General features: G+C 70.1%; 18 protein-coding genes. 11 read left to right on the top strand and 7 right to left on the bottom strand.

Features of this window, described 5'->3' with window-relative positions; all coding sequences use genetic code 11:
• Positions 1-155 precede the first annotated feature (155 nt).
• Positions 156-1,610: a PH domain-containing protein gene (locus tag ABZU76_RS36185; protein WP_354878268.1), complete on the bottom strand. Its 1,455-nt coding sequence runs from the start codon at positions 1,608-1,610 to the stop codon at positions 156-158.
• Between the two features lie 74 nt (positions 1,611-1,684).
• Positions 1,685-2,188, bottom strand: coding sequence for a PH domain-containing protein (locus tag ABZU76_RS36190; RefSeq protein ID WP_220243920.1), 504 nt, complete (start codon positions 2,186-2,188; stop codon positions 1,685-1,687).
• Positions 2,189-2,468: 280 nt separating this feature from the next.
• Between ABZU76_RS36190 and ABZU76_RS36195 the strand changes: the two genes are divergently transcribed.
• Positions 2,469-3,389, top strand: a complete 921-nt coding sequence (locus tag ABZU76_RS36195) for a PAC2 family protein (RefSeq protein WP_354878001.1) — start codon at positions 2,469-2,471, stop codon at positions 3,387-3,389.
• A 320-nt stretch (positions 3,390-3,709) separates the two neighbouring features.
• Positions 3,710-4,591 (top strand): class I SAM-dependent methyltransferase, encoded by an 882-nt coding sequence (locus ABZU76_RS36200; protein WP_354878004.1) that lies wholly within the window; start codon positions 3,710-3,712, stop codon positions 4,589-4,591.
• 111 nt (positions 4,592-4,702) lie between these two features.
• On the opposite strand, the gene ABZU76_RS36205 is transcribed toward ABZU76_RS36200, so the two are convergent.
• A complete protein-coding gene (locus ABZU76_RS36205) occupies positions 4,703-5,692 on the bottom strand; it encodes an MCE family protein (RefSeq protein WP_354878006.1) in 990 nt (329 codons plus the stop codon).
• A 136-nt stretch (positions 5,693-5,828) separates the two neighbouring features.
• Here ABZU76_RS36205 and ABZU76_RS36210 point away from each other — a divergent pair, with 136 nt between their 5' ends.
• Positions 5,829-6,800 (top strand): magnesium transporter CorA family protein, encoded by a 972-nt coding sequence (locus tag ABZU76_RS36210; protein ID WP_354878008.1) that lies wholly within the window; start codon positions 5,829-5,831, stop codon positions 6,798-6,800.
• A 71-nt stretch (positions 6,801-6,871) separates the two neighbouring features.
• A complete protein-coding gene (locus ABZU76_RS36215; protein WP_354878011.1) occupies positions 6,872-7,066 on the top strand; it encodes a hypothetical protein in 195 nt (64 codons plus the stop codon).
• Between the two features lie 2 nt (positions 7,067-7,068).
• Here the strand turns inward: ABZU76_RS36215 and ABZU76_RS36220 are convergent, their stop codons facing one another.
• Positions 7,069-7,263, bottom strand: a complete 195-nt coding sequence (locus ABZU76_RS36220) for a hypothetical protein (RefSeq protein WP_354878014.1) — start codon at positions 7,261-7,263, stop codon at positions 7,069-7,071.
• A gap of 135 nt (positions 7,264-7,398) precedes the next feature.
• Complete coding sequence (locus ABZU76_RS36225) at positions 7,399-9,048, bottom strand: amidohydrolase (protein ID WP_354878017.1); 1,650 nt, start codon at positions 9,046-9,048, stop codon at positions 7,399-7,401.
• Between the two features lie 363 nt (positions 9,049-9,411).
• Here ABZU76_RS36225 and ABZU76_RS36230 point away from each other — a divergent pair, with 363 nt between their 5' ends.
• On the top strand, positions 9,412-9,903 hold the full coding sequence (locus ABZU76_RS36230) for a hypothetical protein (RefSeq protein ID WP_354878020.1): 492 nt from the start codon (positions 9,412-9,414) through the stop codon (positions 9,901-9,903).
• Positions 9,904-9,910: 7 nt separating this feature from the next.
• Here the strand turns inward: ABZU76_RS36230 and ABZU76_RS36235 are convergent, their stop codons facing one another.
• Complete coding sequence (locus tag ABZU76_RS36235; protein WP_220243912.1) at positions 9,911-10,327, bottom strand: cupin domain-containing protein; 417 nt, start codon at positions 10,325-10,327, stop codon at positions 9,911-9,913.
• A 2-nt stretch (positions 10,328-10,329) separates the two neighbouring features.
• Complete coding sequence (locus tag ABZU76_RS36240) at positions 10,330-12,177, bottom strand: reverse transcriptase domain-containing protein (protein WP_354878023.1); 1,848 nt, start codon at positions 12,175-12,177, stop codon at positions 10,330-10,332.
• On the opposite strand from ABZU76_RS36240, the gene ABZU76_RS36245 reads away from it, so the two are divergent.
• From ABZU76_RS36245 to ABZU76_RS36270, 6 genes are all read left to right on the top strand, one after another.
• A complete protein-coding gene (locus ABZU76_RS36245; RefSeq protein WP_354878026.1) occupies positions 12,089-12,478 on the top strand; it encodes a GNAT family N-acetyltransferase in 390 nt (129 codons plus the stop codon). The genes ABZU76_RS36240 and ABZU76_RS36245 overlap by 89 nt on opposite strands.
• Positions 12,479-12,537: 59 nt before the next feature.
• The gene (locus tag ABZU76_RS36250) at positions 12,538-12,996 is read left to right on the top strand and encodes a MarR family transcriptional regulator (protein WP_354878029.1); all 459 of its coding nucleotides are present in this window, start codon (positions 12,538-12,540) and stop codon (positions 12,994-12,996) included.
• Positions 12,997-13,046: 50 nt separating this feature from the next.
• Positions 13,047-14,588: a chloride channel protein gene (locus ABZU76_RS36255; protein ID WP_354878032.1), complete on the top strand. Its 1,542-nt coding sequence runs from the start codon at positions 13,047-13,049 to the stop codon at positions 14,586-14,588.
• A 45-nt stretch (positions 14,589-14,633) separates the two neighbouring features.
• Complete coding sequence (locus ABZU76_RS36260; RefSeq protein WP_354878035.1) at positions 14,634-15,617, top strand: DUF1996 domain-containing protein; 984 nt, start codon at positions 14,634-14,636, stop codon at positions 15,615-15,617.
• Between the two features lie 130 nt (positions 15,618-15,747).
• Positions 15,748-16,293 (top strand): sigma-70 family RNA polymerase sigma factor, encoded by a 546-nt coding sequence (locus ABZU76_RS36265; protein ID WP_220243906.1) that lies wholly within the window; start codon positions 15,748-15,750, stop codon positions 16,291-16,293.
• Positions 16,293-17,003: a zf-HC2 domain-containing protein gene (locus tag ABZU76_RS36270; RefSeq protein WP_354878038.1), complete on the top strand. Its 711-nt coding sequence runs from the start codon at positions 16,293-16,295 to the stop codon at positions 17,001-17,003. Before ABZU76_RS36265 ends, ABZU76_RS36270 begins: the two co-directional genes overlap by 1 nt.
• The last annotated feature ends 170 nt before the right edge of the window (positions 17,004-17,173 follow it).

A 17,173-nucleotide genomic window follows, 5' to 3' on the forward strand; every position in this document is an offset into this window, starting at 1 on the left:
GCCGTTCGGCGCGGGCCCGCGGAGCTTTCTTCGGAAGGCGGCATTCGAATCCTCTTCGTGGTCTGCGACCCGACTCGCGAACACGACAGGTCAGTAAATTACCACATGGCCGGAACAATCGCGCGCGGCGAATTCACCGGAATGATCACGGCCGGCTATTCGGCCCGTTTCCCGGTGATCAGGAACGGCGTGAGCAACCCCGGCACCGTCGCGTCGGCCAGTGCGAGTCCGGCGCTTTCGCCGACGTCCACCACGTGGTAGCGGCCGCGTCCCGCCGCGATCGGCGCGACCACCGTGACGAGCCCGGCGCGCCGCTGGAACCACGAGCGTTCGACGACGATCCCGGTCAGCCCGTCGCGCCGCACCGCGACCGTCGTGCGCGCCAGCGAACCCGAGCGCGTGACGAGGTAGCGGCCGGCCAGCGCGTGGCCCAGCGTGCGGTAACGGTCCCAGCCCACCAGCACCGCGAACGGCACCAGCACCAGCGCGAGCTGCCACGGCCAGTCCGGCAACGCGCCGGCCCACGCGAGCAGGAACAGCGCCGCCGCCGGCACCAGCACGCTCGTCAACGCCCGCGTGATCCGCCGGTTCAGTGCCTGCCGTGGGTGCCGCACGAGCGCGGCGCCCGCGACGTCCTCGCCCAGCACCTCACCCGCCACCTCCTGCGCGCGTCCCAGCGGCGCGGGTGGCAGCAGCAGCCCGCCGCCCTTGTCGGCGCCCTTGCCTTCGCGCAGGCCCGCGGCCACCGCCACGCACTTCGCGCCGCCCGCGATCCGCAGCGGCAACGGTTCCTTCAGCTCGACGCCGCGCAGCCGGTCCTCCTCGATCGACACCGACCGCGTGGTGATGAGCCCCCGCCGGATGTGCAGCGTGCCGCCCGGCTCGCGCGTGAGACGGAAGTTCCAGAACGACAGCACGTAGCCGCCCACCGAAAGCACCGACACGAGCAGCAGCAGGCCGATCGCCGCCGTGACCACGGTGAGCCACACGGGTTCCTGCGTCACGCGGTCGGCCAGCTCGCGCAGTGGCCCGTAGCGCACCGGGTCGAGGTTCAGCTCGTGCGCGAAGTGGTAGACGGTGCCGAGCATCGCCCCCACCACGGCGATCCCGGACAGCGTGAACGGCGCGTACCGCAGCCACTTCCGGTCGACGGCCGCCACGAGCTGCTCCGGCGGCGCCACGACATCGGCCGGCACCGTTTTCCGGTGCAGCAGCAGGGTCCGCAGCCGTTGCGCCTCCTCGCGCGTGACGGCGTCGAGCACCAGTTCGTCCTTGCCCGGCCCCTTCCCGTGCGAATGCCGCCCGGTGCCGATCCGCACCGCGGCCAGGGAGAACAGCCGGTGCTTCGGCTCCGACACCACGTCGACGGTGCGGATCCGGTCGCGCGGCACCGCCCGCTGCTTGCGCAGCAGCAGCCCGGTGCGCCATTCCACCTGCGTCGCGGTGACGCGGTAGCGCGAGGTGAGGCAATGCGAGATGCCGGTGGCGATCGTCAACGCCGTGAAAGCGAGCCCGATCCACTGCCAGCTGTTGCCGGAGCCCAGCACGAGCGCGCCGACGAGCACCGGCAGCGACCGCACGAGGTCGAGCACCGGCCGGATCAGCAGCATTCGCAGGTCGAGCCGGTGCCACGGTGCTTCCGCTGTGCCTTCGTACGCCTGCGTGGTCGCCGGCAACGCCGCGCTCACGTGGCGTCCCCGCGCACGGCCTGCGTGGTGCGCGTCAGTTCGTCGGCCAGCGCCACGGCGCGGTCATGGTCGAGGCCGGAGATCCGCAGCGGCCCCGCGGCCGACGCCGTGGTCACCGTGATCCGGGCCAGCCCGAACAGCTGTTCCAGCGGGCCGCGCTCGATGTCCACGGTCTGGATCCTCGAAATCGGCGCGATCCGCCACTCCTGCTTGAGCCAGCCCGACTGCGTGTACACGGCGTCGGAGGTGACCTCCCACCGGTGCACGCGGTAGCGCCACTGCGGCATCACGAGCAGGTGCAGCGGCCCGAGCACGCAGCAGAGCACGAGCGTCACCGAGAGCCACGACGGCGGGTCGTCGCTCGTAGCCACCACCACCGCCTGCACGCCGATCACGACGAGCCAGGCGATCGCGGCCGACGCCGTCCAGTGGCCGATCGCCTTGCGGCTCACCCGGTGCTCGGGTGGCCGAAGGCTGAGGCTCAGTTCTTGTGCGGTCACCTGCTCAGCGTGCCTGAACCGCGGTGACCGTGGCCACGACAAGTGTCACTGTGCCCCGATCCGGGGCCCCGGTGAGTGCGTGGCGTTACTATTTCCGCCGCGGGCGGGATGGATTCGCGGGGATGCCGCGTTGAAACCCGTTGGCGATCCGAGCAAAAGCAGGCGGATGCCCAAGGTGACGTCACCGGGCGTGCGGGCGGTTTCGGCCGTGACTGTGGTCGGATCGCCAACGAACAACACAGTACGTCTGTGCACGACAGCGAGCAGCAGGAGGATTCCGGTGGGATTCGATCCCGAGGAGCTGTACGAGGTGGACTCGGACGTCCCCGACCTGGACGGAGCCGTGCTCCTGCACTTCTTCGACGGTTTCATGGACGCGGGCTCCACCGGCAGGCTCGTCACCGACCACCTGACGAACGAGGTCGAGAACCGCGTGATCGCGCGCTTCGACGTCGACCGCCTCATCGACTACCGCTCCCGGCGCCCGCCGATGACCTACGCGGTGGACCACTGGGAGGACTACGAGGCCCCTGAGCTGGCCGTTCGCCTCCTGCACGACACCGACGGCGTGCCGTTCCTGCTGCTGTCCGGCCCTGAGCCCGACCACGAGTGGGAGCGCTTCGCCACCGCCGTGAAAAGCCTGGTGGAGCGCTGGGGCGTGCGCCTGACCGTCGGTTTCCACGGCATCCCGATGGGTGCCCCGCACACCCGTCCGCTCGGCGTCACGGCCCACGCCACGCGCGAGAGCCTCATCGGCGGCGACCACCAGCCGCTGCCCAACCGCATGCAGGTGCCCGGGAGCGTTTCCGCGCTGCTGGAGTACCGCCTCGGCGAGTGGGGCCACGACGCGATGGGCTTCGCCGCCCACGTGCCCCACTACCTCGCGCAGTCGGCCTACCCGTCGGCGGCGCTGCTGGTGCTGGAGTCCGTCGAGCGCGCCACCGGCCTGCAGTTGCCCGACGGTGAGCTGCGCGTGGCTGCGCAGGTCGCCACCGCCGAAATCGACCGCCAGGTCGCCGAGTCCGACGAGGTCGCCGACGTCGTGCGCGCGCTGGAGCGCCAGTACGACACGTTCGTCGAAGCCTCGGGCCGCGACAGCCTGCTGGCCGAGTCGCAGGAGCACATGCCGACGGCCGAGGAGCTCGGTTCGCAGTTCGAACGGTTCCTGGCCGAGCAGGGCGGAGACTCACCGGAACGCTGACGCCGACGGGTGCCCCGGCCGGTACCGGTCTCAGTCGCGGGCCCGTCGGCGCCCGGTGCGATACGCGATCGCGGCCGAGCGGACCGTCTGCCAGGCCCACCACATTCGTGTCGTCATGGTCGCCACCATCCCATGATCGGCCCTGGGGGTTTCGGGCAAGCTGCCCGTAGGGGTGCGGCGGGTGACGTTCGGGCCACGGGCAGCCACCACGCCACTGATCGGTACACAGTCGCTGATCGGTACACAGTGGACGCTTGCCGTTACCCGCGGGTAATCCGGCCGCCTCGAATCAACGCCCGGTTGACGTATATCGTCCCGGGATGAACCAGCCGCACCAAGATCGTTTCACGGCAAAGACTTTGGGCGGGGCGCTGCGGCGGAAAGCCGGCCTGGTGCTGCGCCGGGTGGCCACCCGCCTGCATGACCCGTACGCCGAACAGTTGAACCAGATCCGCGACGAGCTCCGCGCCGAGATCGTCCGCCAGGGTGACCGGTTGCTCGACCGGGTGGTGGAATTCGAAATCCGCAGCCGCCGCGACATCGTGTACGCCGGCGACCAGGACGCGGCGCTCGAGAGCAACATCTTCGCCCGCGAGAACCTCATCGGTGCCCGCCACTTCGGCAGCCCGCCCGAGACGCTGAAGTTCGCGTTGTCCCTGGCCCCGAGGGGTGGGATGGCGCTCGAGTTCGGCGTCGCGTCGGGCAACACACTGCGCACCATCGCCGCCGCGCGCGGCGGCGACGAAGTCTACGGCTTCGACTCCTTCGAAGGCCTGCCCGAGGCGTGGCTCAACGGCATGCCCGCCGGCGCCTTCGCCCGCGAGGACCTGCCGGACGTCCCCGGTGCGGAACTCGTCGTCGGCCTCTTCAACGACAGCCTCCCCGGATTCCTGGAGAAGCACCCGGGCCACGTCGATTTCCTCCACGTGGACGGCGACCTCTACAGCTCCGCGAAAACCGTGCTCGACAACGTCGGCCCGCGCCTGCGCCCGGGCAGCATCGTGCACTTCGACGAGTTCTTCAACTTCCCCGGCTGGAAGCGCCACGAGTACCGCGCGTGGATGGAACACATCGAGAAGACGGGCGTCGAGTTCACGTACGAGGCCTATACGTACAACGACAACCAGGTGACGGTGCGGATCACGCACGTGCCGGGGTACGAGGCTCCCGCGCAGGACGAGGTGTCCGTGGACCACGCCTGACGCTTGCCGCGAGAAACGCCGGCTTCGCCTGTTCTCGAGGGCGGGTCCGGCGTTTTCCCTTTCCTGTCGACCTTTTCGAACAAGATCGAAAGGCTTCCGGAAGATCACGCCCTAACGCGGGTGGCAGCCCTGCTCGTTCAGCGGCCCGATCGACGGCAGGACCAGACCGCACAGGTAACCGTCGATCCAGTGGCCGTTGCCCGCGAGGTTGGTGCCGAGGCGCAGGAGCGGGGCAAGCGCTTTCACGCCGTGGGCGAGGGAATCCTGGTTGCGCTGCAACAAGGACGTGAGCTGGTCGAGGCCGGCGAGCGTCGGCGCGAGGGTGTGGTCGTTGTCGGCGATGAGGCCGGACAGCTGGGTGGCGAGGCGCCGCGAGCCGTCGAGCAGGGTGGAGATGGCGGACTCGCGGCGGGCCACCTCGTCGAGCAGGAGGTTGCCGTCGGCGAACAGGCGCCGCACTTCCGCGTCGCGGTCGACGAGCGTCGAGGACACGGTGCGGGTGTTGGCCAGCAGCGCGGTCAGCTGCGCGTCGCGGGAGGCGATGGTGTCCGACAGGCGGGAGAGTCCGCCGAGCGCCGTCCGGACGTCGGCGGGAGTGTCGGCGAACGTCGTGGCGAGCGTGTCGAAGCTGTGCGCGAGCCGCGCCGTGTCGATGTGGTCGACGGTGGCCGAGAGATCGCGGAACGCGTCGAGCACGTCGTAGGGCACGGTGGTGCGTGAGCTCGGGATCGGCACGTCTGGGTCGAGCGAGCCGGCGCCCGCCGGGTCGAGCGCGAGATATTTCTGGCCCAGCACCGTTTTCAGCTTGATGGCGGCAGTGGTGCTGTTGCCGAGCCACGCGTCCTTGACCTTGAACGACACCCGCACGCGAGCGCCGTCGAGCGTCACGGCGGACACGCGCCCGACCGCCACGCCGGCGATGCGCACGTCGTTGCCGTTCTGCAGTCCGGCGGCTTCGGCGAACTCTGCGGCGTACGTGGTGCCGTCGCCGATCACGGGCAGGTTCCGGGCGTTGAGCGCGGTGACGATGCCGAGCACCAGCACCGTGAGCCCCACCAGCGCGGTGCGGACGGGGTGGCGGGGACCTCGGGCTGATCGCACGGCGTGAACAGTGCCGCAGCCGGCGCGGTGACGCCAGTCACACAACACCTTCGGTGGAAGCCGGGCGGGTTCGGCGGAGGTCGCCGGCGGGTACTTTTCGGCGAAACGTTCAACCCCCGGCGGAAGGTGGCACGGCGTGGCGCACACTCGGGTCTACCGCGACGGCGTGCTGGTCGAAGAGAACTTCCCGGTCGAGCAGGTCTCCGACTACCTGCAGGACCCGGCCACCACCGTCTGGCTCGACTTCTGCGAGCCGACCGAAGACGACCTCGCCTCGATCTCCGAAGAGCTCGGCCTCCATGCGCTGGCCGTCGAGGACGCGGCCGAGGAGCACCAGCGGCCCAAGTTCGACCGCTACGACACGCATTCCTTCCTCATCGCGTACTCGGCACACTTCGACGTCGACACCGGCATGGTCGCGAAGTCGGAGCTCGCTGCGTTCGTCACGAAGCAGGCTCTCGTGACCGTTCGCAAGGACGACGGGTTCGACATCGAAGCCGTGGCGCAGCGGTGGGACTCCTCGGCTGATCTCGCGAAGTCCGGCGTCGCGTTTCTGCTGCACGGCCTGCTCGACTACATCGTCGATGGGCACTTCGACAGCGTCCAGGCGCTCGACGACCAGATCGAAGCGCTGGAGGACCTGGTCTTCGACGAGCGGCCCGACCAGCGTGAGCTGCAACGGCGCTCGTTCCGGCTGCGCAAGAGCCTCACGGCGCTGCGCCGTGTGGTGCTGCCGATGCGCGAGGTCGTGAACACGGTGATGCGCCGCGACCAGCACCTGGTCGACAGCGTGATGATGCCGTATTTCCAGGACGTCTACGACCACGTGCTGCGCGCGTCGGAGTGGACGGAGTCGTTGCGCGACCTGGTGGCGACCGTGCGCGAGACGCAGCTGAACCTGCAGGGCAACCGGCTCAACACCATCATGAAGAAGGTCACGAGCTGGGCGGCGATCATCGCGGTGCCCACGGCGGTCACCGGGTTCTACGGGCAGAACGTACCCTACCCGGGATTCCAGGCCACGTCCGGGTTCTGGGTGTCCACAGTGGCCATTGTGCTGCTCTCGGTGGGCCTCTACGCGTCGTTCAAGCGCCGCGACTGGCTCTGATCGCGTTTCACCCCACGCGCACCCGGGTAGGTTCGCAGGAGAAGGGATTTCGCACTTCGGGGAGAACAGGCATGCGTGACATCAGCGCCGGGCTGCACCCGGCCGCGGACCTCTTGACCGAGGAAAACCTGGCGCACCAGGAAAAAGTGCGCCGCAAGGCAACTCTCGCCGTGGCGTCGAACTCGCGCGATGCCGACGACTGCGCGCTGCTGCTGGACATGCTGGGGCTGCACACGGCGGACAGCCGGCGCGGGGAAGTGGCCTGACCTCAGCCGGCGGAGAGCTGCTGCTCGGGTGTCTCCCGCTCCTGGCTTTCCCGGTCTCGGCACAGCGTGCACACGAGCTTTTGGCCGATGCACTGGCCTTCGGGAGTCACGAGATGGGCGACGTGCAACGTGGGGTAACCACACTTCTCGCAGGGAATCGCGGTGCTCTCGTGGCTGATCAGCACGCGGATCGGCATCGGGCTCTCCTCTGGCGGAGTCGGGTGGCGTCGGGCTAACCCGTTTGGCCGCGGCTCAGACGCGGCAGCGGCGGTTGTCACCCGTTCGGTGCAACAGGTTCACCCTGGGTAGAACGACAGCTCCGGCTGCGCAGTCTAGGCCCGATAGACCTCGATTCCGGCCACGTACGTCCGGACCACCCGCGTCGCGCCGATTTCCTGGCGCGGTCCGTCGAACGGGTCGCGGTCGAGAACCACCAGGTCGGCGGCCTTTCCGACGGTGAGCGCGCCCGTGATGTCGTCGAGGTGGTTCACCGCGGCGCTGCCCGCGGTGTAGGCGCGCAACGCGGTCGCGAGCGGTAACGCTTGTTCCGGACCCAAGGGCGGAGTGGTCGCGCCCGACAGGACGCGGTTCACGGCGACGTGGATCGCGGCCAGCGGGTCGGGGCTGCTGACCGGCCAGTCGCTGCCCATCGCGAGCGCGGCGCCGGTGCGCAGGAGATCGCCGAACGGGTACTGCCAGGCGGCGCGGGGATAGCCGAGGAAGGGCAGCGTGAGCACGTCCATCTGCGGTTCGTGCGCGGCCCACAGTGCCTGCAGGTTGGCCGTGGCGCCGAGGCGGTGGAAGCGCCCGACGTCGGACGGGTGCACCACCTGCAGGTGGGCGAGGTGGTGGCGGCGGTCGGAAGTGCCGTTGTCGGCGATGGCCGCTTCGAGCGCGTCGAGGACGTCGCGGACAGCGCGGTCGCCGATCGCGTGGAAGTGGACCTGGAAGCCGGCGGCGTCGAGGGCGGTGGTGACGTCGCAGAGCAGGGCGGGATCGAGGAAACCGAGGCCGCGGTCTCCGGTCGGGTGGCCGTGGGCGTCGAGGTAGGGCTCGAGCATGGCGGCGGTGAACGTCTCGACCACGCCGTCCTGCATCACCTTCACCGACGGCGTGTGGTAGCTGCGGCACCGCGCCGCTGTGGCCGCGCGGATCTCGGCGAGGCGCGCGACCTGGTCCGCGACGGCTTCCGGTGGGCACGAGCGGTCCCACCACAGCGCGCCGGTGACCTTCGCGGTCAGCGTGCCGGCGGCGTCGGCGCGCAGGTAGGACTCGTGGACGTTCGGCCCTTCGCCCGGCACGGCCACCCAGGCGTCCTGCCAGTTCGTGACACCGCAGGAGTGCAGGTAGCGCTGGGCTTCGGCGAGGGCCGCGTCGAGGTCTTCCTGCGTGTCGACCGGTGCGACGCGGGCGACGAGGTCGGCGGCGCCTTCGTGGAGGAGCCCGGTGGGTTCGCCGTCGGCGTCGCGTTCGATGCGGCCGTCGGCCGGGTCGGGGGTGTCGCGGTCGATCCCGGCTCGGGTGAGGGCGGCCGTGCTGACCCAGCTGGAGTGGTGGTCGCGGTTGGGGAGCAGCACCGGGCGATCGCCGACGACGGCGTCGAGCGCGGCGCGGTGCGGGCGGCCGCCGGGGAACGCTTCCATGGCCCAGCCGCCGCCGAGGACCCATTCCCGGTCGGGGTGGGCGCGGGCGTATTCGCCGATGATGCGTGCGTACGCGTCGGCGGTTGCGGCGCCCGAAAGGTCGCAGCGGATCCGTTCGAGTCCGCCCAGCACGGGGTGCACGTGGGCGTCGCCGAAACCCGGCAGCAGGAGTCCGCCGGCGAGGTCGACGACGTCGTCGGCTTCGCGCAGGAACGGCTCCACCGTGCGGTCGCCGCCGACGGCGACGATCCGGCCGTCGGACACCGCGACGGCCGAGCAGATCGTGCCCGCGGCGTCGGCGGTGAAGACTCGGCCGCCGCGGAACACCGTGGTCGTCATTACTGCACGGTAGCCGGGCGAGTCCAGGGAGGACTCCGGGTCGGATGGGGAATTTTCGTTGCCCCTGCGAACCATCTGTGCGTTCCGAAGCGGACCGATCTTGCAACCGACCAGCGAGATGACCACATCGGCGGAAGTGAACGTTTCGTCCGGGATGGTGCCCTCGCCCGCGTTGATCTTGCCCGAAGTTACCCCATCCGGTCGGCCGGAGGGGCCAAATCACGGGCCTCTGAGCACACTTCGTGACTCCCCAACCTTCTAACGGAGGAAGGCGTTGGGGCATTCGATGTATCTGCCACTCCGCCGTAACATCTTGTGCAGAGGAGCAGTCGGGTGAAAGCTCGGCTGAGGGGAGGGGTTTCGATGATGAATGCAAGCTGGGTGGATTTAGCGGACGACTACCTCACGCGCCAGCAGCGTGCGCTGGCCGAGGCCGTGGAGTCCGACGGGGGTTTCGGTGAGGGAGGCCGCAGCTTCCGGATCGCCGAGCACCTCGCGGCCGAAGGTGGCCTGCACCGTTCCGACGTGATGGCCGCGACGGCGCTTTTCCTGGCCTACACGGCCTTCCAGGCGGGCAACCTCGACGCGGCGCAGGGGTTCGCGCGACGGCTGCGCGGTCTGGACCCGGGCAGCGTCGAGCTCGTGTTCCACCTGATGCGGCTCGAGGTCGGGCGCGAGCAGGGCTGGCTGCCCCGTACGCAGTACGACGACCTGCTGGCCTACGCATGGCGCGAGAACCGCTTCGACCTGGCGCAGCGCGCCGGCGACATCCAGGCGCGCGACGTCGACCCCGGCGCGGCGCCGGTCGGTTCGTGGGCCGAGCTCGAGCGGACCCTCTGCCCGCTGGTGGCGTGACGCCTGCCTAGCGCGGTGGTTCCGGCGCGTTGCGCGCCATGAACGTGCCGGCGTCGCCCTGCGACGGGTCCACGAAGACCACGTCGTCGGGGCGCCGCCTCGGCACGTCCACCGACAGCACCACGAGCGGGTGCTCGCCGATCCGCGGGAAGCCGTGGACCTTGGTCTTCTCGAAGTGCAGCAGCAGGCCCGGGCGGGCTTCGAACTCTTCGCCGTCGAGGTGGAACGTGCCGCGGCCGCTGAGCACGTAGAGGTGCTCGTCGCATTCCGTGTGGTAGTGCAGCGGCAGCTCGCGGTAGATGCGGAAGATCCGCGCGCTGGCCGTGGGTTTGTCCACGAAGTACTCGTCGACCAGCATCGTGTCGGCCGTGTCGGGGAGCCGGTCCAGGGCGGCGAGGACGTCGAACACGTTGTCGTTTTCCACGGTCAGCTCCAATCGATTCGGTCGAAGAGCTCTTTCAGCTTGGCACCTCGGAGCGCGCTCGTCGCGGAGATCCAGGCGATGCGGCCTCGCAGGTGCGCCCGGAAATCGGGGTGGCCGGCGTGGTTCTGCGCCTGGGGGCCGGTTGTCGCGCAGTTGTGGAGAGTGGCGCGGAGGTCGTCGTAGTGGGTGCGCTGAACCGCGGGATTGGTGTTGACGACGAGGCCGGCCACGCGCTGGCACTGGTGCTTGGCGGCGACGGAGGTTTTGTCGTCGCGCAGGTGGAAGCCTTCGTCTTCGACGATTCGGCGGACGCCGGGGAGCAGGCGGTGGAGGAGCAGGGTGGCTTCGCCGGAGAAGGCGAGGTCGTCGGCGTAGCGGGTGTAGTTCGCGCCGAGTCTCTGTGCCAGGCCCGAGAGCCTTCGGTCGAGACGGTTGGTGACGGCGTTCGCGACGGCCGGGGATGAGGGTGCGCCTTGGGGCAGGTGCGGTTTTTTGAGTTGGTCGCGGACTTTTCTGGGTGCGCTTTTGAGGACGTCCGGTGGCGTGGTCGTTGTGAGGATTCCGGCCAGGGCCTGGGCGACGGCAGGTGGGTAGCCGGCCAGTTCGAGCAGTGAACGGATCCGGCGGGCGGAGACGGTCGGGAAGAAGTGCTCCAGGTCCATGCGGATGACTTTGTCCTGGCCCGCGTGGGGTTGCGCGCACGTGAGGATGGAGCGGCCGGGGTGGAAGCCGTGGGCGGCGTCGTGGACCGGCAGGGCGGTGAGGACGTGCCGGCGGATGCGCCGTTGGAGTTCCGCCAGGCGGGGTTTGGGGCGCTCGATGAGGCGGAGGCCGCCGGTGGCGGTGGGGATCCAGCGGTGGTGGTAATGGCGGAGGGTGTGGTTGGCGCGGTCGTTCCAGTGGCGGGGGTCGGAGAACCAGGAGAGTTCGCCTGGGGTGAGGTCCAGGGCTGCGGCGCAGGATTCGAAGGTGGGCCAGTGGGGGACTTGCCAGCGCCAGATTGGGGGGAGGGGGTCTAGGAGGGATGGTTCTTGGGGACCGAGTGGTGTGGCGTTCTCGGTTGGGGCGGCTGGCATGGATTGCTGGCTTGGCTCGGGTTGCTCGACTGACCCGGCTCGCTTGGTTGGCACGGCTCGCCGGCTCGGCTCGGCAGGGTGGGACGGCTCGGGTGGTGTGGCCGGGCTGGTCGGACTGGTCGGGCTGGTCGGCGACGCGGGGGTGACTCTTTCTCCGTTCATCCGCGCGGTCTTGTACGCGCAGCGTGCCGCCCTCGCGTGGGGCGCTGTGATCGGGTGATGTGGTGCGTTCCGGGGTTGCCCCGGAAGGGGTGGTTCTCCACCGGGCTCACCTCCCGCGTCGCCGGTGGTCGAGTTTAGGGGCTTTGGGGGAAGCGGGTGGCGGCTCGGCGTGCTGCGCACACCATTGCGCCCGATTGGTGGGTGGTGGGCACCCCGATTCTTGATTGTCACGACCGCGTTTTGGAAAGACATCGGGGGCCGGCCGGGGGAAGGGTGCGGGGAGGGGTGGGTGGGGGGTGAGTTGTGTTGCCGGGTGGGGGTTGAGGGGTGGCAAGGGCGGCGCCGGCCAGCGTTGTGTGATGGGCAGCGGCGGCGTGTGGTCGGGTTGCGTTGGGAGGTGCCGATGGGACGTGGAGTCGATGAGGCCATGGTCGAAGTTCGGGTCGCAGTGACTGTCGCTGAGCTTGAAGAGGCGCGGGAGTGTTGGCGTGCGGCCAATGTTGCGCGCGGCAAGGTGCCTGGGGTGGAGCGGGTGGAGCGGGTGCGGGAGAAGTTGGCGGATCCCGAAGCGCTGGTGCTCGTGGCGGTGGAGGGCGGGTGCGTCGTCGGCATGGTGTTGGCCGAGGCGGGGCGGCCGGAGGATGGGCGGGGGCCGGTGGAGCCGGGGTTGTGTCACGTCTCGATGGTGTTCGTGCGGCCGGAGCGCTGGGGTGCGGGAGTGGGTGCGGCGTTGCTGGGTGTGCTGAAAGAGTGCGCTGCGGGCCGGGGGCAGAGCCGGTTGCAGTTGTGGACCGGCGTCGCCAATGAGCGGGCGCTCGCGTTGTACCGGCGTGTGGGGTTCAGGGCCAGCGGGCGGCGGCACGAGATCTTCGGGGTCGGGCAGGTCGTTCACCTGGTGTGTTCCGGTGGGTGACACGGGCCACGCGCGGACTCTCTTGACCTCAAGACCTTGCCTATAGCAAGTTTTGCCTTATGCAAGACTCCGATCTTGACCGCCTGGAGCGGCTGACGCGGGTGCTCGTGGCGGTGGCGTGGGACAGTGCGCACGCCGCGCCGCGGGGGGTGACGTTTCCGCAGGTGAGGTTGCTGGTCGTGTTGGCAAGTGTGGGGCGGGTGCCGTGTTCGCGGTTGGCGGCGGCGATGGGCGTGAACGCTTCGTCGGTGACGCGGTTGGCGGACAAGCTCGAGGCGCACGGCTATGTGCGGCGCGGGGAGGACGAGCACCGGCGCACCGTCGTCACTGTTGAGGTCACGAAGGCGGGGCAGGCAGTGGTGGATGACGTGCTCGCGCGCAGGCATGAGGCGCTCGGGGAGTTGCTGGGGCAGCTCGATCCGAAGCAACGTGAACAAGCGGCGGCAAGCGTCGAGGACTTGCTGGCGGCGGCGGAAAAGGCGCCGCTGGTGCCGTCGGCCGGGCCGGGGCGGCTGTGAGCGCGCCGGGGCGGGCGGCGCACCTGGGGGACTTCAGTGTGCGGCCGCGGATGTTGCTGATCACGGCGTTCGCGCTCTTCGTGGGGGCGGCGAGCGCGGTGGCGGCGTTCGCGTTGCTGAAGCTGATCGGGTTGATCACCAATCTCGTCTTCTACCAGCGCGTCGCCACCGACCTGGTGGCGCCGGGCGCGGTGCACCACCCGTGGTGGCTCGTGGTGGTCGCGCCGGTCGTCGGCGGGCTCGTGATCGGGGTGATGGCGCGGTACGGCTCGGAAAAGATCCGTGGCCACGGCATGCCCGAGGCGATCGAGGCCATCCTCACGGGAGAGAGCCGCGTGGCGCCGCGGGTGGCGTTGCTCAAGCCCGTGTCGGCGGCGGTGAGCATCGGGACGGGGGGACCGTTCGGGGCCGAGGGGCCGATCATCATGACCGGCGGCGCCGTCGGGTCGATCCTCGCGCAGCTGCTGAAACTCAGTGCGGACGAGCGAAAGACGTTGCTGGTCGCGGGATCCGCGGGTGGCATGGCGGCGACGTTCAACGCGCCGCTCGCCTCGATCCTGCTGGCCGTGGAGCTGCTGCTGTTCGAGTGGCGCCCGCGCAGCCTCGTGCCGGTCGCGGGGGCCGTCGCGGTGAGCACCGTACTGAGGGGCTACCTCCTCGGCACCGGGCCGGTGTTCGGGGTGCAGGCGCCGCAGAGCACCGGGCCGCTGGCCGACGGGCTGGCGCTGATCCCCGGCATCACCGGCGGCCTGCTGGCCATCGGGGCGACGGCGCTCGTCTACTTCGCCGAGGACCTGTTCGCGCGCGTGCCCGTGCACTGGATGTGGTGGCCGGCGATCGGTGGCCTGATCATCGGCGCGGGCGGGCTGGTCGAACCGCACGCGCTGGGCGTGGGTTACGACGTGATCGACCAGCTGCTCACCGGCCAGGCCACCACGCAGCTGATCGTGGGCATCCTCGTGGTCAAAACGCTGATCTGGGCCCTGTCACTGGGCTCCGGCACGTCCGGCGGCGTGCTGGCGCCGGTGTTCATGATCGGCGCCGCGCTGGGTGCGGCCGAGGGGGCGCTGCTGCCGCACGTCGCGGCCGGGTTCTGGGCGACGTGCGGGCTGGCCGCGGTGGTCGGTGGCGTGATGCGCTCGCCGCTGACCGGCATCGTCTTCACACTCGAGCTCACCCACGCGTGGAGCTACCTGCTGCCGCTCGTGGTCGCCTCGGTGTCGGCATACGCGTTGTCCGTGTTGCTGCTGAAGCGTTCCGTGCTCACGGAGAAGATCGCGCGGCGGCGCTTGCACCTCACGCGCGAGTACACGACCGACCCGTTGGAGACGTTCTTCGTGCACGAGGTGATGACGCCGGGGCCGGCCGCGCCCGCGCGCGTCACCGCGTTCCCCGACGAGACGCTGCGCGAGGTCGCCAACAAGCTCGCGCTCGGCCACGTCACCCGCGCCCGGGTGGTGGACCGCGAGGACCCGGAAAAGGTCCTCGGTGTCGTCACGCTCGCGCAGCTGCTGCACGCGCGCAGACGTGACCTGCACGAGGAGCACCACCGCGAGCGCGTGCTGCCGATGCGGGTCGTGGTCCCGGACTGACAGCCCCGCGCACGTCGCGATCTTGACAGTGTGAAAATGATCCACGTGGGTTCGCAATCGCGGCGGCGCTGGTCGCCCGGGTGGATCGTGTTCACCATCGTCCTGGTGCTGATCGCCGTGCCGGCGAGCGTGGTCGGCTACAACACGCTCACGGCCGGCGCGCACGAGGAGGAGCACACCGTCTCCCCCGCTTACTTCGCCGACGTCTCGGCGCTGCCCGTCGCGCCGCCGGCGCCCGCCGTACAGCCGGGCGGGTCGAGCGGCACCTGGCGCATCGGCTGCGGCCGTGACGAGGAGGGGCGTCACAACTCGGACAACGTCGTGATCAGCCCCGGCGTCGCCGGCGGGGCGCACCATCTGCACGACTACGTCGGCAACGACTCCACCACGGCGTTCTCCACCGACGCTTCCCTCGCCGCCGCCGGCACCACCTGCCAGGCCGGCGACAAGTCGACCTACTACTGGCCCGTGCTGCGCCTGCCCCACGGCGACGCGCGCCAGACCGTGTTCGGGCGGATCCTCGTGCCGGACTCGGTGCTGATCGAGTACCAGGGCAGCCCGGTCACCAACGTCGTGCCGATGCCCCGCTTCCTGCGCGCCAACACCGGCAACCCACACGGGTACACCCAGGGCGGCGTCGGCACCGACCACGTGCAGTGGACGTGTTCCGGCAGCCGCGACCACGTCGGGCGCCAGTACCCGCGCTGCCCGGCCGGGCAGCAAGTCGTGCGGCTGTTCGACTTCCCGAGCTGCTGGAACGGTCGCACCACCGACAGCGCCAACCACAAGTCGCACCTGGTCTTCCCGGCTCCGAACGGCGCGTGCCAGGCCGGCACGTTCGCCGTTCCGCGCCTGCACCTGGAGATCTCCTACACCGTGCCGGCCGGCGCGGAGTACGCGATCGACTCGTTCCCGGAGGAGCTGAACAACCCCGTCTCCGACCACGCCGACTTCATCGACGTGATGCCGGACGCCCTGATGGCGACGGTCGTCGACTGCGTGAACTCCGGCAAGCACTGCTCTGCCTGACGCCCGAGGCCGAACTGTGGCGTTGGTCACGGTTCGGTATCCGCTGAACTGAACCCCGCTCGCCATCCGTGTGCCCCTCGTGGAGGTGAGGAGATCCCGCACCTTGCGGGACTCGGGAGGGTGGTAGCGGATGGCCGGGTTGAGGACCCGTCATCGCCAGCAGGTCGCCGACGAGGCTCTCGTGCGCTCGCTGTTCGAGGAGCACGGCAAGGCGATGCTGGCGTACGCCACGAGGCTGCTCGGTGATCGAGCGGCGGCGGAAGACGTCGTGCAGGAGGCATTGGTGCGCGCTTGGCGACACCCCGACAGCCTGGTCAACGGCAAGGGCTCGGTGCGGGGCTGGCTGCTGACCGTGGTGCGGAACCTGGTCACGGACAAGATCCGGGCGCGGGCCGCGCGGCCCACGGAGGTGGCGGAGTCGCCGACCACCGTGCCGGTGGCGCGCGACCACTCCGACCAGGTCGTGGACTCGATGGTGGTGCTCGCGGCGCTGGACGACCTGAGCGCCGAGCACCGCGAAGTCCTGGAACACGTGTACCTGCACGGGCGGACGGTCGGCGAGACCGCCGAGAAACTGGGCATACCACCGGGCACGGTGAAATCGCGCTCCTACTACGGGTTGCGCGCTTTGCGTGAGCAGTTCCGGTCGCAGCGACTGGGAGTGGGGGCCGCCTGATGAACACTTCGCACAACGACCGGTTCGACCTCGAGGCCTACGTGGCCGGCGAGGCGGGCACAACCGACCAGCAGGACGTCGAGCAGCACCTGACGACCTGCGCGGAGTGCCGGGAGGAGGTGGAGTCATTGCGTGAGATGCAGGAGTTCCTGGGCGCGTTGCCGCCCGAGGCGCTGCTCGACGGGCCGCCGGACGACGCGGACCTGCTGCTGCAACGCACCTTGCGGCAGATCAGGTCGGAGTCGGCGGGTGCCCGCGGCCGGGGCCGGATCCTGGCCGCGTCGGCGGCGGTCGTCGTCGCCGCGGCGGCGCTGGGCGCGGGCGTGCTCGTCGGGAAGTCGGGCGACGGCGGGCCAGGAACGGCCGTCGCCGCGCCACCGGTGTCCGCGCCGGCCACTGTGGCACCAGGAACCCGCTTCGTGACAGGCGAGTCCGCCTCCGGGGCACGGCTGAACGTCGCCGTCACGCCGGCGGTCGGCTGGGTGCGGCTCAACGCGTCCGTCACCGGCATCCCGGAGGGGCAGAAGTGCCGGCTCGTGGTGGTCGGCAAGGACGGCAGCCGTGAGATCGCCGGCAACTGGCTGGTGTCGGACAAGGCCGCGAGCGACGGCGTGAACCTCGACGGTTCGGCGCTCGTCGACCCGGCGAACGTCGCGTCGGTGCTCGTGGAGAACACCGACGGGCACCAGTTCGTGTCGGCCTCGCTGTAGGTTCGTCGAAGGGCGCTGCCCGTTCGTCCAGTGTGGACTGGAGGAACGGGCAGCGCTTTTCTGCTGTCCTGGCAAGGAGTTCTCGTTTTGGCCAGGTGTGACCGCCGTCACGAAACTTCGGTGAACCCTCACGGGGACCACACCCGTGTACCGGTCATCAAAGGCTCGCC

The sequence above is a fragment of the Amycolatopsis sp. NPDC005232 genome, assembly GCF_040607795.1.
GTDB lineage: Bacteria > Actinomycetota > Actinomycetes > Mycobacteriales > Pseudonocardiaceae > Amycolatopsis.